The 24,975-nt window shown below is 61.8% G+C and carries 23 protein-coding genes; 7 read left to right on the top strand and 16 right to left on the bottom strand.

What is annotated here, in order from left to right; translation table 11 throughout:
• Positions 1-286 precede the first annotated feature (286 nt).
• Positions 287-1,540, top strand: coding sequence for a serine hydroxymethyltransferase (gene glyA / locus JOE32_RS13480; RefSeq protein ID WP_057008684.1), 1,254 nt, complete (start codon positions 287-289; stop codon positions 1,538-1,540).
• 98 nt (positions 1,541-1,638) lie between these two features.
• Here the strand turns inward: glyA and yjiA are convergent, their stop codons facing one another.
• The 6 genes from yjiA to katB form a co-directional block, all read right to left on the bottom strand.
• Positions 1,639-2,598, bottom strand: a complete 960-nt coding sequence (gene yjiA, locus JOE32_RS13485) for a GTPase (protein WP_209985006.1) — start codon at positions 2,596-2,598, stop codon at positions 1,639-1,641.
• 156 nt (positions 2,599-2,754) lie between these two features.
• Positions 2,755-2,952, bottom strand: coding sequence for a YbdD/YjiX family protein (locus JOE32_RS13490; protein WP_003176208.1), 198 nt, complete (start codon positions 2,950-2,952; stop codon positions 2,755-2,757).
• Between the two features lie 15 nt (positions 2,953-2,967).
• On the bottom strand, positions 2,968-5,034 hold the full coding sequence (locus tag JOE32_RS13495; RefSeq protein ID WP_057008682.1) for a carbon starvation CstA family protein: 2,067 nt from the start codon (positions 5,032-5,034) through the stop codon (positions 2,968-2,970).
• 166 nt (positions 5,035-5,200) lie between these two features.
• The gene (radA, locus tag JOE32_RS13500) at positions 5,201-6,568 is read right to left on the bottom strand and encodes a DNA repair protein RadA (RefSeq protein WP_209985007.1); all 1,368 of its coding nucleotides are present in this window, start codon (positions 6,566-6,568) and stop codon (positions 5,201-5,203) included.
• A gap of 35 nt (positions 6,569-6,603) precedes the next feature.
• Positions 6,604-7,143: an ankyrin repeat domain-containing protein gene (locus tag JOE32_RS13505; RefSeq protein ID WP_209985009.1), complete on the bottom strand. Its 540-nt coding sequence runs from the start codon at positions 7,141-7,143 to the stop codon at positions 6,604-6,606.
• Positions 7,144-7,194: 51 nt separating this feature from the next.
• Positions 7,195-8,736 carry a catalase KatB gene (gene katB, locus JOE32_RS13510; protein WP_209985011.1) on the bottom strand — a complete coding sequence of 514 codons (1,542 nt, stop codon included), beginning with the start codon at positions 8,734-8,736 and terminating at the stop codon, positions 7,195-7,197.
• A gap of 288 nt (positions 8,737-9,024) precedes the next feature.
• Here katB and mscL point away from each other — a divergent pair, with 288 nt between their 5' ends.
• Positions 9,025-9,441 carry a large-conductance mechanosensitive channel protein MscL gene (mscL, locus tag JOE32_RS13515; protein WP_057008679.1) on the top strand — a complete coding sequence of 139 codons (417 nt, stop codon included), beginning with the start codon at positions 9,025-9,027 and terminating at the stop codon, positions 9,439-9,441.
• A 43-nt stretch (positions 9,442-9,484) separates the two neighbouring features.
• Here mscL and JOE32_RS13520 read toward each other — a convergent pair whose 3' ends face one another.
• Positions 9,485-10,261, bottom strand: coding sequence for a ferredoxin--NADP reductase (locus JOE32_RS13520; protein ID WP_057008678.1), 777 nt, complete (start codon positions 10,259-10,261; stop codon positions 9,485-9,487).
• A 424-nt stretch (positions 10,262-10,685) separates the two neighbouring features.
• Here JOE32_RS13520 and JOE32_RS13525 point away from each other — a divergent pair, with 424 nt between their 5' ends.
• Together JOE32_RS13525 and JOE32_RS13530 are read left to right on the top strand one after the other, a co-directional pair.
• Complete coding sequence (locus JOE32_RS13525) at positions 10,686-11,396, top strand: LuxR family transcriptional regulator (protein WP_209985013.1); 711 nt, start codon at positions 10,686-10,688, stop codon at positions 11,394-11,396.
• A gap of 164 nt (positions 11,397-11,560) precedes the next feature.
• A complete protein-coding gene (locus JOE32_RS13530) occupies positions 11,561-12,685 on the top strand; it encodes a class I SAM-dependent methyltransferase (protein WP_209985015.1) in 1,125 nt (374 codons plus the stop codon).
• 70 nt (positions 12,686-12,755) lie between these two features.
• Here JOE32_RS13530 and JOE32_RS13535 read toward each other — a convergent pair whose 3' ends face one another.
• The 3 genes from JOE32_RS13535 to JOE32_RS13545 are packed head-to-tail and all read right to left on the bottom strand — an operon-like array spanning position 12,756 to position 15,378.
• Positions 12,756-12,923: a DUF2474 domain-containing protein gene (locus tag JOE32_RS13535; RefSeq protein ID WP_071489954.1), complete on the bottom strand. Its 168-nt coding sequence runs from the start codon at positions 12,921-12,923 to the stop codon at positions 12,756-12,758.
• A gap of 12 nt (positions 12,924-12,935) precedes the next feature.
• Positions 12,936-13,943: a cytochrome d ubiquinol oxidase subunit II gene (gene cydB / locus JOE32_RS13540; protein ID WP_209985017.1), complete on the bottom strand. Its 1,008-nt coding sequence runs from the start codon at positions 13,941-13,943 to the stop codon at positions 12,936-12,938.
• A 1-nt stretch (position 13,944) separates the two neighbouring features.
• The gene (locus JOE32_RS13545; protein WP_209985019.1) at positions 13,945-15,378 is read right to left on the bottom strand and encodes a cytochrome ubiquinol oxidase subunit I; all 1,434 of its coding nucleotides are present in this window, start codon (positions 15,376-15,378) and stop codon (positions 13,945-13,947) included.
• 318 nt (positions 15,379-15,696) lie between these two features.
• On the opposite strand from JOE32_RS13545, the gene JOE32_RS13550 reads away from it, so the two are divergent.
• Positions 15,697-16,947 carry an MFS transporter gene (locus JOE32_RS13550; protein WP_209985022.1) on the top strand — a complete coding sequence of 417 codons (1,251 nt, stop codon included), beginning with the start codon at positions 15,697-15,699 and terminating at the stop codon, positions 16,945-16,947.
• A gap of 130 nt (positions 16,948-17,077) precedes the next feature.
• On the opposite strand, the gene JOE32_RS13555 is transcribed toward JOE32_RS13550, so the two are convergent.
• From JOE32_RS13555 to JOE32_RS13570, 4 genes are all read right to left on the bottom strand, one after another.
• Complete coding sequence (locus tag JOE32_RS13555; protein WP_209985027.1) at positions 17,078-19,261, bottom strand: xanthine dehydrogenase family protein molybdopterin-binding subunit; 2,184 nt, start codon at positions 19,259-19,261, stop codon at positions 17,078-17,080.
• On the bottom strand, positions 19,258-20,247 hold the full coding sequence (locus JOE32_RS13560) for a xanthine dehydrogenase family protein subunit M (protein WP_209985031.1): 990 nt from the start codon (positions 20,245-20,247) through the stop codon (positions 19,258-19,260). The genes JOE32_RS13555 and JOE32_RS13560 overlap by 4 nt, the downstream gene beginning before the upstream one ends.
• Positions 20,244-20,768: a (2Fe-2S)-binding protein gene (locus JOE32_RS13565; protein ID WP_209985034.1), complete on the bottom strand. Its 525-nt coding sequence runs from the start codon at positions 20,766-20,768 to the stop codon at positions 20,244-20,246. The genes JOE32_RS13560 and JOE32_RS13565 overlap by 4 nt, the downstream gene beginning before the upstream one ends.
• Positions 20,769-20,863: 95 nt before the next feature.
• Complete coding sequence (locus tag JOE32_RS13570) at positions 20,864-21,310, bottom strand: DUF4879 domain-containing protein (RefSeq protein ID WP_209985037.1); 447 nt, start codon at positions 21,308-21,310, stop codon at positions 20,864-20,866.
• Between the two features lie 188 nt (positions 21,311-21,498).
• Here JOE32_RS13570 and JOE32_RS13575 point away from each other — a divergent pair, with 188 nt between their 5' ends.
• Positions 21,499-22,794: an NCS2 family permease gene (locus JOE32_RS13575; protein ID WP_209985040.1), complete on the top strand. Its 1,296-nt coding sequence runs from the start codon at positions 21,499-21,501 to the stop codon at positions 22,792-22,794.
• Positions 22,791-23,870, top strand: a complete 1,080-nt coding sequence (gene trmA / locus JOE32_RS13580) for a tRNA (uridine(54)-C5)-methyltransferase TrmA (protein ID WP_209985044.1) — start codon at positions 22,791-22,793, stop codon at positions 23,868-23,870. Before JOE32_RS13575 ends, trmA begins: the two co-directional genes overlap by 4 nt.
• A 17-nt stretch (positions 23,871-23,887) precedes the next feature.
• Here the strand turns inward: trmA and JOE32_RS13585 are convergent, their stop codons facing one another.
• Entirely contained in the window at positions 23,888-24,352 is a 465-nt protein-coding gene (locus JOE32_RS13585) for a DUF2442 domain-containing protein (protein WP_209985047.1), read from the bottom strand.
• Positions 24,349-24,777 carry a DUF4160 domain-containing protein gene (locus tag JOE32_RS13590; RefSeq protein ID WP_209985050.1) on the bottom strand — a complete coding sequence of 143 codons (429 nt, stop codon included), beginning with the start codon at positions 24,775-24,777 and terminating at the stop codon, positions 24,349-24,351. Before JOE32_RS13590 ends, JOE32_RS13585 begins: the two co-directional genes overlap by 4 nt.
• Positions 24,778-24,975: the final 198 nt, after the last annotated feature.

The raw sequence follows: 24,975 nt of genomic DNA on the forward strand, positions 1-24,975 counted from the left end.
GTTGGGCTGCGTAGCAGACCCAAAACCTGACTTATGTTTCTATCTGAAAAACCGCGTCGACTGTCTCAGGGCCGCTTCGCGCCCCAACGCGGGGCAAGCCCGCTCGCCACAACAAGCTCGCTCGCCACAGCATGCCAGCTCGCCACAGCAATCCCGCTCGCCAAAAGGCACCCCTTGCCCCTAAGTGAATCCCGCTTGTCCGCGACATGATGTCCTTTCATATGCCATCCAAAACCCGTTGGGTTAGAATGCCCTCCTTTTCTGCCCCCGATCCTTGAGGACTGCCATGTTCAGCCGTGATTTGACTATTGCCAAGTACGACGCCGATCTCTTCGCCGCCATGGAGCAAGAAGCCGTGCGCCAGGAAGAGCACATCGAGCTGATCGCTTCGGAAAACTACACCAGCCCTGCGGTGATGGAAGCTCAAGGTTCGGTACTGACCAACAAGTACGCCGAAGGCTACCCGGGCAAGCGCTACTACGGTGGCTGCGAATACGTCGACGTGGTTGAGCAGCTTGCCATCGACCGCGCCAAGGAACTGTTCGGCGCCGATTACGCCAACGTCCAGCCACACGCCGGTTCCCAGGCCAACAGCGCGGTGTACCTGGCCCTGCTGCAAGGCGGCGACACCATCCTGGGCATGAGCCTGGCCCACGGCGGTCACCTGACCCACGGCGCCAGCGTGTCCTCCTCCGGCAAGCTGTACAACGCCGTTCAATACGGTATCGACGCCAACGGCTTGATCGACTACGACGAAGTCGAGCGCCTGGCCGTTGAGCACAAGCCGAAAATGATCGTGGCCGGCTTCTCTGCCTACTCGCAGATCCTCGACTTCCCGCGTTTCCGCGCCATCGCCGACAAGGTCGGTGCTTACCTGTTCGTCGACATGGCCCACGTGGCCGGTCTGGTCGCCGCTGGCGTCTACCCGAACCCGGTGCCTTACGCTGACGTGGTCACCACCACCACCCACAAAACCCTGCGCGGTCCACGTGGCGGCCTGATCCTGGCGCGCGCCAATGCCGAGATCGAGAAGAAGCTGAACTCCGCGGTATTCCCGGGCGCCCAGGGCGGCCCGCTGGAGCACGTGATCGCGGCCAAGGCGATCTGCTTCAAGGAAGCCTTGCAGCCTGAGTTCAAGACCTACCAGCAGCAAGTGGTGAAAAACGCCAAGGCCATGGCCGGCGTATTCATCGAGCGTGGGTTTGACGTGGTGTCCGGCGGTACCGAGAACCACCTGTTCCTGCTGTCGCTGATCAAGCAGGACATTTCCGGCAAGGACGCTGACGCTGCGCTGGGCAAAGCCTTCATCACCGTGAACAAGAACTCCGTGCCGAACGACCCACGTTCGCCGTTCGTCACCTCCGGCCTGCGCTTCGGCACCCCGGCAGTGACCACCCGTGGCTTCAAGGAAGCCGAGTGCAAGGAACTGGCCGGCTGGATCTGCGACATCCTGGCTGACCTGAACAACGAAGCAGTGATTGATTCTGTTCGTGAGAAGGTCAAGGCCATCTGCAAGAAGCTGCCGGTGTACGGCGCCTGATTGCAGTTGCTTGAACAAGAAGCCCGGCTCTAGAGCCGGGCTTTTTTATGCCAATTCCAAATTTGAAATACATTTGATTGCATTTCAAGTCAGTCAGGTCAGGGTTGGTAGACGCGCGCAAAGCCTTCGCGGATTTTGTCTTCCGGCAACTCATCGGCAATAAACACAATCACACTTTCCCGCGCTTCACCTTCGGCCCATTCGGTATCCCAATCGAAGCCGTACAACTTCAGCACGCCCTGGAACACCATGCGCCGGTCTTCCCCGGTAATGTTGAGCACGCCCTTGTAGCGCAGCAGTTGCTTGCCGTGGTCTTCGAGCAGCTCGTTCATGAACTCACTGAGCCGGTCGATATCCAGCGGCTGATCGGTGCGCAGCACCAGGCTGGAAATACGATCGATGGACGGCGCCTTGCTTACCGGGCGCAGGCTCATGCCGGCGTTGAGATTGAAACCGCGCACATCGAGCAATTCAGCCAGGTCGATGTTGCCGTGGTCCACCACGCGAATCGGCGCGCGCCGGTTGATGCGGGTCAGGCGCTCGCTGAGGGCGTCGAACGTGGCGTCGTCCACCAGGTCACGCTTGCTCACCAGCAGGCGGTCGGCAAAGCCGATCTGCGCCTGGGCGATGGTCTGGGTCAGGTGGTGCTCGGCGTGGGCCGCGTCCACCAGGGTGATGATCCCGTCGAGGATGTAGCGCTCGCGCAAGTCCTCGTCGATGAAGAAGGTCTGGGCCACGGGCGCGGGGTCGGCAAGGCCGGTGCACTCGATCACCAGGCGGTCGAAGGCGATCTCGCCACTGTCCAGACGTTCGAGCAGCAGGTAGAGGGCTTTGGTCAGGTCGGTGTGAATGGTGCAGCACACGCAGCCGTTGGACAGGGTCATGACTTGCACGGGTTCGGCGCCCAACAGCTGGGTATCGATGCCGGCATCGCTGAATTCGTTTTCGATCACGGCGATTTTAAGACCGTGCTCGGCCTTGAGCAGGTGGCGCAGCAAGGTGGTCTTGCCGGCGCCGAGGAAACCGCTGAGAACGGTTACCGGAATGGGAGAGGACAAAGACAGTTCTCCTTATAACTGAAGGAACATAAAACAAATGTGGGAGGGGGCTTGCTCCCGATAGCAGTGTGTCAGGCACTTGTGTATCACTGACACACCGCTATCGGGAGCAAGCCCCCTCCCACAAGGGATCATCGCCATCCCGAGGTTATCGGGCTAGCAGCACTTGGGCCCACCCTTGCCGCCGTATCGCGCCTCCTGGCGTTCACGGAAGAACGCCTTGTAGTCCATCATCGGCTTGTCCGGGTGTTTGGTTTGCATATGCTCGACGTAGGTGTCGTAGTCGGGCATGCCGACCATCAGGCGTGCGGCCTGACCGAGGTATTTACCGAGGCGACTGATGTCATTGAACATGTTTGCAATCCTCGGTTATGCGTCCGGTACGGCCTGGAATGGCGCTTCTTTATCCGTACGTTCCTTGTTGCCCCAGGCCGCTACGCCAACCTTGAGCGCATAGAACAGGATGCTGAACACCACGAACAGGAACAGCACCGTCAGCGTTGCGTTGGTGTAGGCGTTCCAGATCACGTGCTGCATCTGGTCGACGCTCTTCGCCGGCGCGAGGATCTGACCATTGGCCAGGGCATCGCTGTACTTCTTCGCCAGGGACAGGAAACCGATTGCAGGGTTGGCGTCGAACAGCTTGATGAAGCCTGCGGTGGTGGTGCAGATCAGCAGCCATATCGCCGGCACCATGGTCACCCAGATGTAGCGTTGGCGTTTCATTTTGATCAGCACCACGGTGGCGAGCATCAGCGCGATACCGGCCAGCATCTGGTTGGAGATACCGAACAGCGGCCACAAGGTGTTGATGCCACCCAACGGGTCGATCACGCCCTGGTACAGCAGGTAGCCCCACATCGCCACGCAGCCTGCGGTGGCGATCAGGTTGGCGGTCCAGGATTCGGTGCGTTTGAGCGCCGGCACGAAGGAGCCCAGCAGGTCCTGCAGCATGAAGCGCCCGGCACGGGTGCCGGCGTCCACTGCGGTCAGGATGAACAGCGCTTCGAACAGGATCGCAAAGTGGTACCAGAACGCCATGGTGTTTTCACCCGGCAGCACACTGTGCAGGATCTGCGCGATCCCCACGGCCAGGGTCGGTGCACCGCCGGCACGCGCCAGGATGGTGGTTTCACCGATGTCATGGGCCACGGCCGACAACGCCTCGGGGGTGATTGCAAAACCCCAGCTGCTGACGGTCTGCGCCACGGTCACCACGTCGGTGCCGACAATCGCGGCCGGGCTGTTCATGGCGAAGTACACGCCCGGCTCGATCACCGACGCGGCAACCATCGCCATGATGGCCACGAACGACTCCATCAGCATGCCGCCGTACCCGATGTAACGGGCGTGGCTTTCGCTGGCGAGCAGCTTGGGCGTGGTGCCCGAGGAAATCAGCGCGTGGAACCCCGAAACCGCGCCACAGGCGATGGTGATGAACAGGAACGGGAACAGACCGCCCTTCCACACCGGGCCGGTGCCGTCGATGAACTGGGTGAGTGCCGGCATTTTCAGGTCGGGCATGGTCACCAGGATGCCGATGGCCAGCGCAATGATGGTGCCGATCTTGAGGAACGTGGACAGGTAGTCACGTGGCGCGAGGATCAGCCACACCGGCAGCACCGCTGCCACAAACCCGTAGCCGATCAGCATCCAGGTGATCTGGATACCGGTAAAGGTAAAGGCCTTGGCCCAGACCGGGTCAGCGGCAATCTGCCCGCCCAGCCAGATCGAACCGAGCAGCAACAGCACGCCGATGATCGAGATCTCGCCGATGCGGCCGGGGCGGATGTAGCGCATGTAGATGCCCATGAACATCGCAATCGGGATGGTCGCCATCACCGTGAAGATGCCCCACGGGCTCTCGGCCAGGGCCTTGACCACGATCAGCGCCAGCACCGCGAGGATGATGATCATGATCAGGAAGCAACCGAACAGCGCGATGGTGCCGGGAATGCGGCCCATCTCTTCGCGCACCATGTCGCCCAGAGAGCGGCCGTTACGGCGGGTGGACAGGAACAGGACCATGAAGTCCTGCACCGCACCGGCCAGTACCACGCCGGCAATCAGCCACAGTGTGCCGGGCAGATAGCCCATCTGCGCCGCCAGCACCGGGCCGACCAACGGGCCTGCACCGGCAATCGCCGCAAAGTGGTGCCCGAAGAGGATGTGTTTGTTGGTCGGCACATAGTCCAGACCGTCGTTGTTGACCACTGCGGGCGTGGCCCGACGTGGATCGAGTTGCATCACGTTGTTAGCGATGAACAGACTGTAATAACGGTACGCGACCAGATAGATGGCCACGGCCGCGACCACAATCCACAAGGCGTTGATCGCCTCGCCGCGGCGCAAGGCCACTACGCCCAGGGCGCATGCTCCTACAACTGCCAGCACCAGCCAGGGCAGGTGGCGTAGCAGGCTATTATTATTTTTCATTTTTATATTCCAGCCAGGGTGGACAGAAAGACAGCCATTCGGAGTTTAGCGCTCCTTGCCCTAAAGGCCACCCCCCACGTTGGTCTAGAGCCTTGCGATGGCAAAAAAAATGCAGGCGCTGCCGAAAAATCGGCAGCCACCCCAGATTGTTTTACTGTGTGGCTGATTACTCGAACAAGGCATCCAGCGCCTGCTCCAGGCGTGTCACCCCGATAATCTGTATGCCCTGCGGCGATTCCTTCGGTGCGTTGCCCTTGGGCACGATCGCCCGCTTGAAGCCATGCTTGGCCGCCTCCTTCAAGCGCTCCTGCCCACTGGGCACCGGCCGCACTTCGCCCGACAGGCCAACCTCGCCAAACACCAGCAAGTCATGGGGCAACGGCCGGTTGCGCAGGCTGGACATCACCGCCGCCATCAAGGCCAGGTCGGAAGCGGTCTCCAGCACCTTGACCCCGCCCACCACGTTGAGGAACACGTCCTGGTCGTGGGTGGGGATACCGCCGTGACGGTGCAGCACCGCGAGCAGCATTGCCAGACGGTTCTGGTCCAGGCCGAGGGTGACGCGGCGCGGGTTGGCCAGGTGACTGTCGTCCACCAGCGCCTGCACTTCCACCAGCATCGGCCGGGTGCCTTCCCAGGTTGCCATGACCACGCTGCCCGGGACTTCCTCCTGGGCGCGCGTGAGAAAAATCGCCGAGGGATTGGAGACTTCCTTGAGCCCGCGGTCTGTCATGGCGAACACGCCCAATTCGTTGACGGCGCCGAAGCGGTTCTTCACCGCCCGCAGCAGACGCAGGCGGCCGTCGGACTCCCCTTCGAAATACAGCACGGTATCGACCATGTGTTCCAACACCCGCGGCCCGGCCAATGCGCCCTCCTTGGTCACATGGCCCACCAGGAAGATCGCCGTGCCGCTCTGCTTGGCATAGCGCACCAGCAGCGCCGCGCTCTCGCGCACCTGGGACACGCCGCCCGGCGCCGATTGCAGTTGTTCGGTAAAAATCGTCTGGATCGAGTCGATCACCATCACCTTGGGCTTTTCGATACGGGCGGTGGCGATGATGCTTTCGATGCAGGTTTCGGTCATCACCCGCAGTTGGTCCTGGGGCAGACCGAGACGGCGGGCGCGCATGGCCACTTGCTGCTGGGATTCCTCACCGGTGACGTACAGCGCCGGCATGCGGCTGGCGATGCTGCACAGGGTTTGCAACAGGATCGTCGATTTACCGATGCCGGGGTCGCCGCCGATCAGCACCACCGAACCGTCCACCAGCCCGCCGCCGAGGACGCGGTCGAGTTCGCCGGAGGCGGTGGAGAAACGCGGAATCTCTTCGACGCTGACTTCGGCCAGGGTCTTGATCTGCGCCTGCTGCCCGGTCCAGCCGGCCCGACCGGTGGGGGCCGCAGCGCCGCCGCTCTCGATCATGGTTTCCGTAAGGGTGTTCCACGCACCGCACTCGGTGCACTGGCCGGCCCACTTGGGAAAGGTCGCGCCGCACTCGGTGCAGCCGTACATGCGCTTGGCCTTTGCCATTTGAGAACCTCCAACCGAAAAACCGCGATGATAGCTCAGCGCGAGGCCGGGGTCCGGATTTCACCGCTGGCCAAGCGTGCCGCGCTGTTGCCGACCGGGTCCTGCGCATTGAGATCGGCGCCCTTGGCCTTCAGCGCGTCGAGCAGTTCGACGCGTTTGAACAGCCCGGCGTACATCGCCGCCGTCTGCCCGGCGCCATTGCGCTGGTCGGGGTTGCAGTCGGTGGCCAGCAGGCGCTGGGCGATTTTCAGCTCGCCTTTGAAGATCGCCCCCATCAGCGCGGTGTTGCCGCGTTTGTCCTGCACACAGGCATCGGCACCGGCCGCCAGCAGGCGCTCAACGTAGGCGCTTTCGCCGTGATAGGCGGCGAGGATCAACGCGGTGTAGCCCTTGTCGTCCTGGGTGTTGAGCGCGTAGCCCGACTCGATGAAGGTGTTGAGCATGTCAAGATCGCCACGGCGGGCGGCGTCGAAGTAATAGTCCTGAAGCTGCGCCTTGAGCGCGACCGGGTCAGGCGATTCGGCATGGGCGCCAAAGGCCAGCATGGCAATCAGTAAACCGATGGAAATACGCATAGTGTTCTCCAAAGGGTCGGCGCCCTGGGGGCGCCGACCACAGCCTGCGGGTCAGTCTTTGAGTTTTTCCGCCAGCGCCTTCACGCGGGCCAGGTCACCCTTGGCGACCTTGGTCACGCCGGTGCCGTACTCCGGGTCCGCCTTGTAGAGGAACGAGAGGATGATGTGCTTGCTCTCGTCATCGGTAGTGGCCAGCGAGCCACCGAAGTTGTCGATCAGGTCCTGGCGCTCTTTGGGGGTGTAGGAGCGATACAGGTCGCCGGCCTGCTTGAAGTTCTGCTCGCGCTGGATCTTCGCCTGCTGGGTACTGCCGGTCAGGGCCGACTGGCTGTAACGCGCGGCTTGCGGCTCTTCGCGATTTTCCAGACGGCTTGGCTGGTAGTTCACGCCGCTGGTGGTTTTGCCGCTGTTGAGGGTACCGTCCTGATTACCGTTGTTGACGGTTACGCGTGGCGCGTTGATCGGCAATTGCAAGGCGTTGGCGCCCAGGCGGTACATCTGGGTGTCGGCATAGGAGAACACCCGACCTTGCAGCAGACGGTCTTCCGAAGGCTCGATGCCCGGCACCAGGTTGGCCGGGGCCATGGCCACCTGCTCGGTTTCCTGGAAGACGTTCGCCGGGTTGCGGTTCAGCACCATTTGCCCAACTTTGCGCTCGGGTACGTTTGGCCAGATCTTGGTGGCGTCCAGCGGGTCGAAATCGAACTTGGCCAGGTCTTCAGGCTTGAGCACCTGCACATACAAGTCCCACTTGGGGAAGTCGCCCTTGTTGATATGAGTGACCAGGTCATTGGTCATATGGCTGTAATCACGCCCCTGCACTTGGGTGACTTGCTCGGGATCAAGGTTCTTGATGCCTTGCAGGCTCTTCCAGTGGAACTTGACGTAGTGCACTTCGCCTTTGGCGTTAATCAGTTTGTAGGCATGTACGCCGTTGCCGTCCATCTCACGGTAACTGGCCGGCGTGCCCGAGTCGGAGTACAGCTCGGTCAATGTCCGGGTGGACTCCGGTACATGGGAGAAGAAGTCGAAACGACGGGAGTCATCATCCAGGTTGGTGCGCGGGTCGGGTTTGAACGCGTGGACCATGTCCGGGAACTTGATGGCGTCGCGAATAAAGAAGGTCGGGAAGTTATTCCCGACCAGGTCCCAGTTGCCTTCGGCGGTATAGAACTTGGTGGCGAAACCGCGTGGATCACGCAGGGTTTCCGGCGAATGGTTGCCGTGCACCACGGCCGAGAAACGCACGAACACCGGAGTGGCTTCGCCGGCGGCGAAGACCTTGGCCATGGTCAGGTCGCTGAGGTTGTCGGTGACGGTAAAGGTGCCGTGGGCGCCAGTGCCACGCGCGTGCACCACCCGCTCCGGGATGCGTTCACGGTCAAAGCGCTGCAGTTTCTGGATAAGCTGCACGTCTTGCAGCAGGACCGGGCCATTGGGGCCGGCGGTCTGGGAGTTCTGGTTGTCGCCGACGGCGGCACCGTTGTCACGGGTGAGGTTGGCGGCCTGTACGGACAGCGAGAGCAGGCTGGCGGTGGCCAGCAGCAAAGCATGTCGCGCCAGTATGGGCCCACGGTTCGTTGAAATATTCATCGAGGTTTCCTCTGGTTTTTTTAGCGCACATTCAGTTGTGCTTGCCAGAGGCTAGTGACCCGGGAGTCAGAAGATAAATAGAAAAAGCCCACCAGGCCGATTGAGAAATTATTCTCGCAACCCCGTCAAATAGCGCGTATTTCGCGCGCGATTGGTGGCACTTTGCAAACTATTTGCGATTTGGTGTGTCGATAAAACCTGGCAGTGTTAACAGTTGTGTCGGGCGAGTCCGCTGTGACTGCCTTACACTGAGCCCCACCCTTCTCATGTGTAACAAGGAATAAACCTATGAGCGTGATCAGTGAGTTCAAGGCCTTCGCGGTCAAAGGTAATGTGGTCGACATGGCTGTCGGTATCATCATCGGCGCCGCCTTCGGCAAAATCGTGTCCTCATTTGTGGGCGATGTGGTGATGCCACCCCTGGGCCTGTTGATCGGCGGCGTAGATTTCGGCGACCTGGCGGTAACGCTCAAGGCAGCCCAGGGCGATGCACCGGCCGTGGTGCTGGCCTACGGCAAGTTCATCCAGAGCGTGGTCGACTTCCTCATCGTCGCGTTTGCGATCTTCATGGGCGTGAAGGTCATCAACCGCCTCAAGCGTGAAGAAGCCAAGGCCCCCAGCCTGCCACCCGTGCCGACCAAAGAGGAAGTGCTGCTGGGTGAGATCCGCGATCTGCTCAAGGCGCAGAACGACAAGCCGCTGTAGGCCCAACGGTTTTCGCAAAAGGCGCCTGCGGGCGCCTTTTTGCTTACCAGTAGTTTTCCACCGCCACCTGCCCGGGGCGCCGGCTCAGGCTCAACTGCAGGTCGCGCTGCTTGAGCAACTGACGTGTGTCATCGACCATCTGCGGGTTGCCGCAGATCAGCACGCGGGAGTGCTCCGGGGTAAGCGCAACGCCGGCCGCGCGTTCCAGTTCGCCGTTTTCGATCAGGGTGGTGATACGCCCATTCAAGGCGCCCGGATGCTGCTCGCGGGTAACAATCGGCACATACGTGAGCTTGTGCGCGAACTCGGCCAGGTACTCGCGCTCACCCAGCTCCCTGATCAGCGATTGATAGGCCAACTCCCTCGCCTCGCGGGCGCTGTACACCAGCACGATGCGCTCGAATTTTTCCCACACCTCAAAATCCTGCAGGATCGACAGGAACGGCGCCACGCCAGTCCCGGTGCCCAGCAGCCACAAATCGCGTCCATCGACGAAACGGTTCAGGGTCAGATAGCCCGTGGCCTGGCGTTCCACCATCAAGGTATCGCCCACCTTCAGGCGGCTGAGCTCACTGGTGAATTCGCCACCCGGCACCACGATGGAGAAGAAATCGAGGTGCTCGTCGAACGGCGAAGACACGATGGAATAAGCACGCCATACGGTGCTGCCATCCGCCCTGGTCACGCCCAGCCGCACGAACTGGCCGGCGGTGAACCGAAAGCCGGCGTCGCGGGTAGTGCGCAGGGTAAACAGGCTGGGGGTCAGCGATTGCACATCGAGCAAGGTCTGGCGGGTAAATTTCTCAGCACTGGCCGTCATGGGAGGCTCCGTTCTACAGGTGCCCTAGTGTCCCTCAAACCCTGGCGGCTAAACACCGTCGGTTTGTACTGGCATTGCCACTGGTTGCCACCGCGGCACTCTGTAACGAAGGGTAATGTGTTAACTTTTAGATACACTTGCTTGGCATCGCATGTTTATAACGATTACTGAACATTTCGCTATTACGCTGCTTCCAACACCCCTCTTAATTAGCTGCAAGCTCTGAGTAGACAGGCCGAAATTCAACCGCTTAATCAATTAAGTTATACAAATCCCTTGTCCTCGTACAAAGAACCAAAGATCCCATCTGACATTTAAAGAAGATTTTTCGTTCAATCCTGCAAGTCATGTCCTACACTGTTTTCGTGCCGCGTTGGGAGCTGGGACGTACCCAAGTCACACCAAAATTCATGGAGCGTTCCTGATGGTCAACTGGCGAAACACGAGGCTTTCCAAGCTGGAAGGCGAGAACAAGAGCACCACTGTTTATGAGATGGTTATTAATCAGACCTACGAACTCGGATTTGAATACTGTTCGTTTACAATGAGCTCACAACAACCCAACAACCAAACGAAACCCATCAATTTCAACAATTACCCAAATGAATGGACCAGCACCTATAAACAAGCTCACTTCTTTGAAGTTGATCCCATAGTCGCTCATTGCAAACGCAGCGTGCTGCCTATTGTCTGGGAGGAAAAAACCTTCGCTGCCACCCCCGATTTATGGGCGCTGGCCAAGTCGTTTGGCGTACATCAGGGATGGACGCAGGCGGTGCATGATTTCCAGGGCGTGTTCAGCATGCTGACCCTGGGTCGAAGCAAGCGCGAGGTCAGCCCCGAGGAGCTTTACGAAAAAGCCGGCCAGGTGCTCTGGATGTGCCATGCGATGCACGCGGTGGTCGCGCAGAAATTTGCCGATACGCCCGGCATCAGCCCTCCTTGCAAGCTGACACCACGGGAAACGGAAATCCTGCGCTGGTCGGCCATGGGCAAGACAGCGTCTGAGATCGCCACCATCCTGTGTCTGGCCGAGCGCACGGTGGGCTTTCATATCAGCAGTTGCCTCAAGAAGCTGGGCGTCAACAGCAAGATCGCCGCCGTGCTCTGCGCGTCCAAGGCCGGCCTGTTTTGACCGGTGCGTAAACGCCCCATGTAATCCCATCGAAAAAAAAGTAACATTTGTGGCCAAATCTGAGTGTTGATGCAGCCCCGAGGGCTCGCCTCGCAGTTCGCTCAGATGGTTGCGGCAGGTCTTTCCGCCACGACGCTCATCGTTGACCCAGAGTTTCCCCCGCCATGCCCTTGCTCGACAGCCCCTTCGCCCAGCTCGATCTGATTCGCCAGCCAGAGCAACACAATGACCCGCTGCAGGCATTCGATGCAGCCGACGAGTACCTGCTCAGCCACCTGGCCGCGCAGCAACCGACGATGGCAACCCGAGTGCTGGTGCTCAACGACAGTTTCGGCGCGTTGGCGGCGAGCCTGGAAGGCCGGGTACAGGTGACGTCCAGCGGTGACTCGTTCCTGGCCGCACAGGGCCTTGAAAAAAATCTTCTGCGCAACGCCAGGGCATTCGATGCCGTGCCGTTTGTACCGGCCAACGAGGTGCCGACAGGGCCCTTCGACCGGGTGCTGGTACGCGTCCCCAAAACCCTGGCATTGCTTGAAGAACAGCTGATCCGCCTGCAAGGCCAACTGGCGCCGGGTGCCGAGGTGATTGCCGGGGCGATGGTCAAACACTTGCCACGGGCAGCCGGCGAACTGCTCGAACGCTACATCGGGCCGATGCATGCCTCACTGGCGGTGAAAAAGGCCCGTTTGCTGATCGCCACCGTGGAAGATCGCCCGGCCGCCGTGTCGCCCTACCCCACCCGCTACACGCTGGACACGCCCGCCATCACGCTGCTCAACCACGCCAACGTGTTCTGCCGCGAAGGTCTCGACATTGGCACCCGCGCCTTCCTCCCGCACCTGCCGACCAACCTGGGCAGTGCCCGCGTGGCCGATCTCGGTTGCGGCAACGGCGTCTTGGCGATTGCCAGCGCGCTGCGCAACCCCGAGGCGCAATACACCCTGGTGGACGAGTCCTATATGGCCGTTCAATCGGCCGGCGAAAACTGGCGCGCGGCGCTGGGTGCGCGCAACGTCATCCTGCGTGCGGGCGACGGCCTGGCCGGTCAGGAAGCGCAATCGCTGGACGTGGTGCTGTGCAACCCGCCCTTCCACCAGCAGCAGGTGGTCGGCGACTTCCTCGCCTGGCGCATGTTTCAGCAGGCCCGGGAAGCGCTGGTGGTCGGCGGCGCGCTGTATATCGTCGGCAACCGCCACCTGGGCTATCACAGCAAATTGGCGCGCCTGTTCCGTGGCGTCGAGCAAGTCGCCGCCACCCCCAAGTTCGTCATCCTCAAAGCGCGCAAGTAAAAAAAAGGCCCTGCCCTTCCAGATGAAGCGCAAGGCCTGAAAACCGGGCCGCGAAGCCCGGACAGGGATGTCAGTGGGTGGTCAGGCCCGCCGCGCTCATGAACATGCGCATCAGGCTGGCCACCACGAACAGGGCCAGCACGCTGCCGGTCCAGATCATTGCCAGCCAGCCGAGACGCCGCCACAGCGGCTGCTTTTCGGCCTGTTCGATTTCGTGCAACGAAGGTTTGCCGGACATCGTGCGACCCTCCTAGTGATAGCCGTCTTCGTGGGTGACCTTGCCGCGGAACACGTAATAGCTCCAGAAGGTGTAACCCAGGATGAACGGGATGATGAACAACGTGCCCACCAGCATGAAGCCCTGGCTCTGCGGTGGCGCGGCGGCGTCCCAGATCGATACCGACGGCGGGATGATGTTCGGCCACAGGCTGATGCCAAGGCCGCTGTAGCCGAGGAAGATGAGCACCAGCGTCAGCAGGAACGGCGTGTAATGCGCATGGCGCGCCACGGCGCGGATCAGCCCGTACATGGTCACCAGCACCAGGATCGGCACCGGCAGGAACCAGAACAGGTTGGGCAGGCTGAACCAGCGCGATGCGATATCGCCGTGGGCCAGCGGCGTCCACAGGCTGACAATCCCCATCACCGCCAGCACCACAAAGGCCAGCGGCCGCGCCAGCCTGTGCATCTGCGCCTGCAACTTGCCTTCGGTCTTCATGATCAGCCAGGTGCAGCCGAGCAACGCATAGGCGAAGATCAGTGCCACGCCGCAAAACAGCGTGAACGGGGTGAGCCAGTCCAGTGAGCCGCCGGCGAACTGGCGGTCGACCACCGGGAAGCCATCGATGAACGCCCCCAGCGCCACGCCCTGGAAAAACGTCGCAGCGATCGAACCGCCGATGAACGCTTTGTCCCACAGGTGGCGCTTGTGGTCCTTGGCCTTGAAGCGGAACTCGAAGGCCACGCCGCGAAAGATCAGCCCGATCAGCATCAGGATCAACGGCAGGTACAGCGCCGACAGCACCACCGAATAGGCCAGCGGGAACGCGCCGAACAGCGCCGCGCCGCCGAGCACCAGCCAGGTTTCGTTGCCGTCCCACACCGGCGCGACGGTGTTCATCATCACGTCACGGTCGACCTTGCCCGGAATAAACGGAAAGAGGATGCCGATACCCAGGTCAAAGCCGTCCATCACCACGTACATCATGATGCCGAAGATGATGATCACGGCCCAGATCAGCGGAAGGTCAATACCCATCTCAATGCCCCTTGTGCTGGAGGTGGTCGTCATCGGTGCCGTCATCGGCCGCCGACAGCGGACGCGCCGGCGTGCGTTTCTGGCCAGGGCCGCCGGGGGTCGGTTCGGTACTTTCGTGGGTGACCGGGCCTTTGCGCACCAGGCGCATCATGTAGCCCAGGCCCGCGCCGAACAGCGCGAAGTACACCACCACGAACAGCACCAGCGTAATGGTCATCTGCGCCAGGCTGTGCCCGGAGGACGCATCGGCTGTGCGCATCAGCCCGTAGACCACCCACGGCTGACGGCCGATTTCGGTGGTGAACCAGCCGGCGAGAATCGCGATCAGGCCGGACGGGCCCATCCACAGTGCCAGGTAGAGAAACGGTTTGGACGTGTACATCCGGTCGCCACGGCGCAGCCAGAGGCTGAACAGACCGGTGAAGATCATCAGGAAGCCCAGGCCGACCATGACCCGGAACGACCAGAACACCACGGTCGAGTTGGGCCGGTCTTCAGGCGGGAACTCCTTGAGCGCCGGCACCTGCTTGTCCAGGGAGTGGGTCAGGATCAGGCTGCCCAGGTACGGAATTTCCACCGCGTATTGGGTTTTTTCAGCCTTCATGTCCGGCCAGCCGAACAGGATCAACGGGGTCGGCTCATTGCCTTTGTTTTCCCAGTGACCTTCGATGGCCGCGATTTTCGCCGGCTGGTGCTCCAGGGTATTGAGGCCGTGGAAGTCACCGATCACCGCCTGGATGGGCGCGACGATCAGCGCCATCCACATCGCCATCGAGAGCATCTTGCGGATCGCCGGGTTGTCCTTGCCGCGCAGCAGGTGCCAGGCCGCCGAGGAACCGACGAAGAACGCCGTGGCGACGAACGCCGCCGTGGCCATGTGCGCCAGGCGATAGGGAAACGAGGGGTTGAAGACCACGGCGAACCAGTCAGTCGGGATCACGCGGCCATCGATGATTTCAAAGCCCTGGGGCGTCTGCATCCAGCTGTTGGACGACAGAATCCAGAACGTGGAAATCAGCGTCCCCACGGCCACCATCACCGTGGAAAAGAAGTGCAGGTTGCGCCCCACCTTGTTCCAGCCGAACAGCATCACGCCGAGAAAGCCGGCCTCGAGGAAGAACGCCGTGAGCACTTCATAGGTCAGCAACGGCCCGGTGACGGCACCGGCGAAGTCCGAGAAGCGGCTCCAGTTGGTGCCGAACTGATAGGCCATGACCAGGCCCGAGACCACGCCCATGCCGAAGTTGACGGCAAAGATCTTCGACCAGAAATGGTAGAGGTCACGGTAGGTGTCGTTGCGGGTCTTGAGCCACAAGCCTTCCAGCACCGCGAGGTAACTGGCCAGGCCGATGGTGATGGCCGGGAACAGGATGTGGAACGAGATCGTGAACGCGAACTGGATTCGGGCGAGATCGAGCGCCTCCAAACCGAACATAAGTTTTCCTCTTTCAGGTAATACCGAATGCTGGCTGAAGGCCGCATCCACTGCCCCCACGGATATGGAGTGTGGCGAATTCAAATTCGTTTCTTTTTATGACCATCCACGCAGGGATTCCGGCCTTGCGGCCGCCAGACCAAACCCCACACAGGTTTTGATCTGGATCAAGCATTGCTGAAAGAGTAGTCCCATTTTGTGTCAGTGGCCGTGTGGTGGATTGACGCGTGACAGGCTGCCTCACGGCTGTTCTTGCAACTATTTGTTACAGCTTGATGATAACCTCGCCGTTCCCTCAAGCTCCGGCCAGTACCTTCGATGCCCACTGAACCCGCGTTGCTGTTACGTCATCACCGTCCCTTTATTGCGTTCTGGCTGGCGCGGATCTTTACCGCCAGCGGCTTTCAGATGCTCACCGTGGCCATCGGCTGGAACCTCTACCAACTCACCGGCAACGTGCTCGACCTGGGCCTGGTCGGTCTGGTGGAGTTCGTGCCCCGAGTGCTGTTCATGCTGCACACCGGACATGTGGCCGATCGTTATGAGCGGCGCAGGGTCGCGGCCATCTGCCAGACCGTGCAGGCCCTGATCGCGCTGTCCCTGGCCATCGGCGGCCTGACCGGCCACGTGACCCGCGAGATGATCTTCATCCTCGCCTTCCTGCTTGGCGCTGCCCGCTCCTTTGAACAGCCCACCACCCAGGCGCTGTTGCCGAGCATCGTGCCCAGCGCGTTGTTCCCAAGGGCGGTGGCCTCGTCGCAGTCGGCCCAGCAACTGGCCACCATCGTCGCCCCGGCACTCGGCGGGCTGCTTTACGCATTCGGCAGCGTCTGGGTGTACGGCCCCACCGTGGTGCTGTACCTCATTGCCTGCGTGCTGATGCTCAACCTGCCTGCCCGCCAGACGCCACTGAACAAAGGCAAGGCCACGCTGGACTCGTTGCTGGCCGGCATCCGCTTTATCCGCAGTCGCCCGGACATTCTCGGCGCGATCTCCCTCGACCTGTTTGCCGTGCTGCTGGGCGGCGCCACCGCGCTGCTGCCGGTGTTCGCCAAGGACATTCTGCTGACCGGCCCGTGGGGCCTGGGCCTGTTGCGCTCGGCACCGGCAGTGGGCGCACTGTTGATGTCGTTGTGGCTGGCGCGGTTCTCGGTCGACCGCAAAGTGGGCCGCGTGATGTTCACCGCCGTGGGTGTGTTTGGCGTGGCAACCATTGCCTTCGGCCTCTCCACCTCGTTCTGGTTTTCCCTGGCGGTGCTGGTGGTGCTGGGCGCGGCGGACATGATCAGCATGGTCATTCGCGCGTCGTTCGTGCAACTGGAAACCCCGGATGAAATGCGCGGACGCGTCAGCGCGGTCAACGGCCTGTTTATCGGCGCGTCGAATCAGTTGGGTGAGTTTGAATCGGGCATTACCGCCCATTGGTTCGGCACCGTGCCCGCCGTGGTGATGGGTGGGATCGGCACGCTGGTGGTGACCGGGGTGTGGATCAAACTGTTCCCGACCCTGGCGAATCGGGACCGGATGCATGTGCCGGTGGAAGAACCCGCTCTGAAACCCACTGCCTGAACCGACTTGTAACAGGGCGCAAATGTGGGAGGGGGCTTGCTCCCGATAGCGGTGGATCAGTCAGATATTGAGTGACTGATAGACCGCCATCGGGAGCAAGCCCCCTCCCACAGGGGTCATGTGTTGATGGTTAAAGCACCTTGTCCAGGGTAATCGGAAATTCCCGCACCCGCTTGCCGGTGGCGTGGTACACCGCGTTCGCCACCGCCGCCGCCACGCCGACAATGCCGATCTCGCCCACGCCCTTGGAGCCCAGCGCGTTGACGATCTCGTCATGTTCCTCGACAAACACCACATCGATCTCGCCGATATCGGCGTTAACCGGAATGTGATACTCGGCCAGGCTGTGGTTCATGTACCGCCCCAGTTGATGGTCGACCTGGGTCTCTTCATGCAGCGCCATGCCGATGCCCCACACCACACCGCCGAGGATCTGGCTGCGTGCCATTTTCGGGTTGACCACGCGCCCGGCAGCAATCGCACTGACCACGCGGCTGACCTTGATGGTGCCCAGGTCCTCGTCCACGCGCACTTCGACGAACACCGCCGAGTGAGTGGCCGTGGCGTAGCCTTCGCGCTGTTTGTCGGGCTCGCTGTCGACCTGTACTTCCAGCGCCTGTTCGCCGCTGTCCTTGACCAACTGCGCCAGGGACACGCGCTGTTCGCCGGCGTGCAGTTGACCGTCTTCAAAGCGCGCGGTGTCCACGTCCTTGAAAGCCGGATAGGTCTGTTGGGCGATTTTCAGCAACTTGGCATTAAGCGCTTCGCACGCCTGCTGCACCGCCGTACCGACCGACGACACGGTAAACGAGCCGCCTTGCAACGGCGCGGTGGGCAGGGATGAGTCCCCCAGCAGAAAGCTGATATCGGCCATTGCCACGCCGCTGGCCTGGGCCGCGATCTGCGTCATCACGGTGTAGGTGCCGGTACCGATGTCGGTGGTGGCGCTGCTCACGGTCAGTTTGCCGTTCGCGTCCAGACGCGCCTTGGCGCTGGCCTTCATCTGCATGGCTTCCCACACGCCGCCGGCCATGCCCCAGCCGATCAACTGACGACCGTCACGCATGCTGCGCGGCTCCGGGTTGCGCTGGCTCCAGCCAAAACGCTCGGCGCCTTCGCTGTAGCACTCGCGCAAGGCTTTGCTGGACCAGGGTTTGTCTTCGTTCTGGTTGCGCTCGGCGTAGTTGATCAGGCGCAGTTGCACCGGGTCGATGGCCAGGGCGCAAGCCAGTTCATCCATCGCACATTCCAGGCCGATCACACCCAGCGCAGCGCCGGGTGCGCGCATGTCCAGCGGGGTGTAGACGTCCAGTGGCACCAGTTTGTAGGTCAGCTGAATGTTGTCGCAGTGGTAGAGCATGCCGCTCCACTCCACCACGTGTTCGCTGAAATCCTCGAAGCGCGAGGTCTGGCCAATCGCGGTGTGCCCCAGGGCCAGCAAGCGACCATTGGCGGCGGCGCCCATCTGCAGGCGCTGCAGGGTGCGCGGGCGGTAGCCGAAGGTGAACATCTGCTGGCGGGTGAGGGTCACGCGCACCGAACGCTTGAGCGACAGCGACGCCATCACCGCCAACGGCAACTGGTACTGCGGACGCAGGCCGGAGCCAAAGGCGCCGCCGACGAACGCGGCAAAAATGCGCACCTGGCTTTTATCCAGGCCGAACACCTCCTGCACATAGGACTGGCAGTTTTGCGGGCCCTGGGTCTTGTCGTGGATGTGCAAGGTGCCGTCCGGCTGATACAGCACGGTGCTGGCGTGGGGTTCCATGGGGTTGTGATGTTCGATCGGGGTGCTGTAATGCAGGTCGAGGCTGATGGCCGCGCCGGACCATTCGGCCTGGAAGTTGCCGCGCGGTTTGGGCGGGGTCTGCGACGAAGGGTGAGCGCTCTCCTGCTGCGCAACCAGATCGGTGTCGAAGGCTTCGGTTTCGTACTCGATGTGTACCAGGGAACCGGCGTGGCGCGCCAGCTCCAGGTTATCGGCGATGACCAGCGCCAGCGGCTGGCCGCTGTACAGCACGCGGTCGTTGTACAACGGGCGGAAGGGTGAGCCGTCCGCCGCATCATCGTCGGCGAAGGCGTCATCGTAGCTGGCAATTTTCGGCCGGTTGAGGTGGTCGATCACGGCCACCACGCCCGGCAGCGCCAGCGCTCGGGAGGCGTCGATACGCAGCACGCGGCCCTTGGCAATGTTGCTGGAGACCACGCTGCCGTGCAGCAGGCCGTCCTCGGGAAATTCACCGGCGTAGCGCGCTTGCCCGGTGACCTTGAGCAGACCGTCGACGCGGTCCAGGGGTTTGCCGATAGCACTCATGGCTGTTCTCCTGCGACGGCGGCGTCGCTCAGGGCGCGGATAATTGCGCGGCGTGCCAGCTTGATCTTGAAGCCGTTGTGCTCAAGCGGCTCGGCATCCTGCAGCAGCGCGTCGGCGGCGTTGCTGAAGGTTTCGCGGCTGACCGACTGGCCAATCAAGGCGCTTTCCACCGCGCGGTCGCGCCAGGGTTTATGCGCTACACCGCCGAGGGCCAGACGCGCGTCAACGATGCGGTCGCCGTCCAGTTCAAGGGCTGCGGCGACGGACACCAAGGCGAAGGCATAGGACGCGCGGTCGCGGATTTTCAGGTAGTGGCTGTGACGGGCGAGGTGATCGGCCGGCAGTTCGACAGCGGTGATCAACTCGTCGTCGGCCAACTGGTTGTCGCGTTGCGGCGCATCACCGGGCAAGCGATGGAAATCGGCAAACTCGATGACCCGTGCGCCAGCGCGCCCTTGCACATGCACACGCGCTTCCAGCGCCGCCAGAGCCACGCACATGTCGGAAGGATGGGTGGCAACGCACTGGTCGCTGGCGCCGAGGATCGCATGGATGCGGTTCAAACCGGTGCGCGCCGGGCAACCACTGCCGGGCTCGCGCTTGTTGCATGGCACGGCGGCGTCGTAGAAGTAGTAGCAACGGGTGCGCTGCAACAGGTTGCCGCCGGTGCTGGCCATGTTGCGCAGCTGCGGCGAGGCGCCGGCGAGAATGGCCTGGGACAGCAGCGGGTAACGCTGTTCGATCAGCGGGTGCCAGGCCAGGTCGGCGTTACTGACCAGGGCGCCGATGCGCACGCCGCCGTCGGCGGTTGCTTCCACCTCGCGCAGCGGCAGGCCGGTGATGTCGATCAGGTGCTCGGGGCGGCTGATGTTCTCTTTCATCAGGTCCAGCAGGTTGGTGCCCCCGGCGATGAAGCGCGAGGCCGTGCTGCTCAGGTGCACCGCCTCCTGCACGTCGGCAGGCTTGCTGTAGTGGAAGGGATTCATTGCTCACCTCCCCGCTGGCGGCACGCGGGCAGCGCGTCTTCGATGGCATCGCGGATATTGCTGTAGGCGCCGCAACGGCAGAGGTTGCCGCTCATCAGTTCCTGGATCTGTGCGCTGTCGTGGGCACGGCCTTCGTTGACCAGGCCCACGGCGGAGCATATCTGGCCGGGAGTGCAGTAACCGCACTGGAAGGCGTCGTGCTTGATGAAGGCTTGCTGCATCGGGTGCAAGCGGTCGCCGTCGGCCAGGCCTTCGATGGTGGTCAGCTCGGCACCGTCGCACATGATGGCCAGGGTGAGGCAGGCATTGACGCGCTTGCCGTCGCGCAACACGGTGCAGGCGCCGCACTGGCCGTGGTCACAGCCTTTCTTGCTGCCGACCAGGTCCAGTTGTTCGCGCAGCAGGTCCAGCAGGGTGGTCCAGGGCAACACGCTCAGTTGGCGTTCCTGACCGTTGAGGGTCAAGCGTATTGGGTGGGCGACGAACGGTTGGGCCGCCGCGCCATTGGGGGTCGCGCTCATAAACACCTCACGGGTTGGTGTACATCCGCGGCGTTAGGGAAATCGCCGTCTCAGGGGTACGACTTCCCGGGGGTATGAGCGTTCAAGCGGATTGATCAGAGGATATTGAGTTGGGTCTTGAGGGTGTTGCGCGGCGGATTGATCGAGGAGTTGCTGTATTCAAAGCCGCCGGGGCCTGCGACGTTCAGGTCGAACACATAGATGTAGCCGATCAGTTGGCCTGCGCCGTTGCACGCCTGGCTGATATTGCCGACCTGGCACACCGCCGTGCGCTGAGCATTGAGCACCGCGCCGTTGAAGCGCCCGACCGGGTTGTTGCCCAGGCCCACTTCCATCACCGAGACCTTGGTGGGCCCACGGTGCGTGCACATCTGGGTGGTGGTCACGCGGTCCGGGATGCTTTCGGTGCAGCGCGCCGACTCGACCTTGAACACCCGCACCTCGCTCAAAGCCGGTGCAGCGGCGCCCCACGCCGGTGCTGCACCGAGCCACAGGCCAATAAAGGGGAACAGCGCTAGACTCCACGCGTTGGCTTTTTTCATGCTGTCGACTACCCGCTATCAAACGTCGCCGCAGTATGCCTCAAGGCCACGCGCCACACAGCCTCGGCTGCTGGTATGATGCGCCGCTTTTTCCGATCCTCTCTGAAACCACAGGCGCTTGGCGCAGTTTGTGCTTTGACTTAGAGGTCAACAAATAACGACGCAAGATAGCGTCACAGGGAGCCGGCATGCTGGAAAAGCTGTTTCAACTCAAAGCCCACAACACCAACGTGCGCACCGAGATTCTTGCGGGGATCACCACGTTCCTGGCGATGGCCTACATCCTGTTCGTGAACCCGAGCATTCTGGGCGAGACCGGCATGGACAAGGGCGCGGTGTTCGTCGCGACCTGCCTGGCCGCCGCCATCGGTTCGACCGTGATGGGCCTGATCGCCAACTACCCGATTGCGCTCGCACCGGGCATGGGCCTGAACGCCTTCTTCACCTACACCGTGGTGCTGCACATGGGCCACACCTGGCAGGTGGCGCTGGGCGCGGTCTTCATCTCGGCGGTGCTGTTCTTCCTGCTGTCGATCTTCCGCATCCGTGAGTGGATCATCAACAGCATCCCCCTGCCGCTGCGCTCGGCGATTGCCGCCGGTATCGGCCTGTTCCTCGCGCTGATTGCCCTGCATAACGCCGGGATCGTAGTCGCCAACCCGGCCACCCTGATTGGCATGGGTGACCTCAAGCAACCCGCCCCCATCCTCGCTACCCTGGGGTTCGTGCTGATCGTGGCGCTGGAAGCCCTGGCCGTGCGCGGCGCGGTGCTGATCGGCATTCTGGCGGTGACCATCGTGTCGATCCTGCTCGGCATTACCCCGTTCGGCGGCGTGACCTCCCTGCCGCCGTCCCTGGCCCCGACCTTCCTGCAACTGGACATCAAGGGCGCGCTGGATATCGGCCTGGTCAGTGTGATCTTCGCCTTCCTGTTCGTTGACCTGTTCGACAACTCCGGCACCCTGATCGGCGTCGCCAAGCGCGCCGGGCTGATGGGCAAGGACGGCCACATGCCAAAAATGGGCCGTGCGCTGATCGCCGACAGCACCGCGGCCATGGCCGGCTCCCTGCTGGGCACCTCGACCACCACCAGCTACATCGAATCCGCTGCGGGCGTGAGCGCCGGTGGCCGTACCGGCCTGACCGCCATCGTGGTCGCCATTCTGTTCCTGCTGGCGCTGTTCTTCTCGCCGCTGGCCGCCAGCGTTCCCGCCTTCGCCACCGCGCCGGCGCTGCTGTTCGTGGCGGTGCTGATGACCCAGGGCCTGGCTGAAATCGACTGGGACGACATTACCGTGGCAGCGCCGGTGGTGATCACCGCCCTGGCGATGCCCTTCACTTACTCCATCGCCAACGGCATCGCCTTCGGTTTCATCGCCTGGACCGCCATCAAGCTGCTTTCGGGCCGCTACCGTGAGCTGAACCCGGCGCTGGTGATTCTGTCGATTCTGTTTGTGATCAAGCTGGGCTGGTTCAACGCATGACTTTTGACGCCGCACGCTACACCGCGCAACTGCAGGACAAGGTCACGCGCCTGCGTGACCTGTTGGCACCGTTCGACGCGCCCGAGCCGCAGGTCTTCGACTCGCCGTTACAGCACTTTCGCCTGCGCGCCGAGTTCCGCCTGTGGCGCGAAGACGGCGAGCGTCATTACGCGATGTTCTCTCAGGACGACAAGCGCACGCCGATCCTGATCGAAGACTTCCCGATTGCCAGCCAGCGCATCAACCAGTTGATGCCGCAGCTCAAGGCCGCCTGGCAAGCCAGCGCCGCCCTGAGTCACAAGCTGTTCCAGGTGGAGTTCCTCACCACCCTGGCCGGCGATGCGATGATCACCCTGTGCTATCACCGCCCGCTGGACGAACACTGGCACACGGCAGCGAACACGCTTGCGGCTGATCTGGGCGTGAGCATCATCGGCCGCTCCAAGGGCAAGCGCGATGTGATCGGCCACGACTACGTGGTGGAGAAACTCGACGTCGGCGGGCGCACCTTCAGCTACCGCCAACCCGAAGGCGCCTTCACCCAGCCCAACGGCACGGTGAACCAGAAGATGCTCAACTGGGCGTTCGAGGCATTGGGCGAGCGCCCGGATGACTTGCTGGAGCTGTACTGCGGCAACGGCAACTTCACCCTGCCGTTGGCCACGCGCGTGCGCAAGGTACTGGCGACCGAGATCAGCAAGACCTCGGTGAATGCGGCGCTGAGCAACCTCGATGAAAACGCGGTGAATAACGTCACGCTGGTGCGTCTCTCTGCCGAGGAACTCACCCAGGCGCTGAACGAAGTTCGCCCGTTCCGTCGCCTGCACGGCGTCGACTTGAAAAGCTACGAATTCGGCAGCGTATTCGTCGACCCGCCACGCGCCGGCATGGACCCGGACACCTGCGAACTGACCCGACGCTTCGACAACATCCTCTACATCTCCTGCAACCCCGAGACGCTGGCGGCGAACATTGCGCAACTGCATGACACGCACCGCATTACCCGGTGCGCCCTGTTTGACCAGTTTCCGTGGACGCATCACATGGAGTCCGGGGTGTTGCTGAGTCGTCGTTGATCCAGACGTCTACAGCGTCATGCGTCAGTGGAGTCACCGGTGTCCGGCGCTTTTTTGGGGGGCCGGCCACCCTTCTTGCCATTGGCGCGAGCGGCGGCGGATTTGGCCGCGCTGCTCTTGCGACCGTTGCGTGACGCCACCAGGCTCGTCGCCAGATCCATCAGAGGCTGGCTTGTGGCGATCAAGCCGGTGATCGACACATCAAGGTCCTGAGGCTCGCAGCACAGTGCCTTGCCGCCAAAGCCGACTTCCAACTGCTGGAAATCCTCCAGGGAAAACCCTTCGAACTCCGCAAGACCGGCTACAGGCAATACGACACGGCTGCCGTCGCTGAAGCCGATGGAGATACAGCCGTCTTCATAGCGCACGTCGATCGCATTGGCGTACAGACGCTTGAGCTTGCGCCCTCGTGCTATTGCCTTGTCGATATCTGCATCAGTGAGAGGTACATAAGGTGTGACTTTGGCCTTCACGATTTTCATAAATCAATCCCCACACAATTGGGCGCTCTTACCAGATTCAAAATTGTTCGTTGCTTTACAACATCGTGCCAGGCGCTTGCGATGACATGGACACCGCGTCGAATGACCAACCCCGGAACCAGTTCACTCGCGTCCAAATCCCAGGAATGGTTCTCCAGGCAAACCGTTTGCAGTTTTTCCCACCAAATCCTGCGCGCCCGAGCCAGATAGTGCCGCTGCGTTATTGCCTCGCCTATTTCATTCAAAAGCGCTTTGGAAGGTCGTCTGCGTTCGGGATCCACGTCCCACAGATCCACGCCCCCGTTCAGAAAGCTGAAGCGAAAGCGCGCATCCCAGTCCTTGCCCCTGACATGCACATGCGGCGGGCAATGCTCATCCCTGATAAATACCGAAATCACATATCCTTTGTAAGCGCCTACTCTCATCGTAACCCATCCGTTAGGTTATTTTCCGCCAGGTTACGCTTCTCAGTCCGCAACCCGACAACCGGCTCCACCACTCCGAAGCTTTTTCACAGATTAGTAACAGCGCACCATTCGTCGAATGCGGCGTTGTTACCGCACATTCCAACGTCTGAAGCCACGATTAATCGTTCGATAATCGAACACACCCCGCGCCATCCA

Source organism: Pseudomonas sp. PvP025, from assembly GCF_017832155.1.
GTDB lineage: Bacteria > Pseudomonadota > Gammaproteobacteria > Pseudomonadales > Pseudomonadaceae > Aquipseudomonas.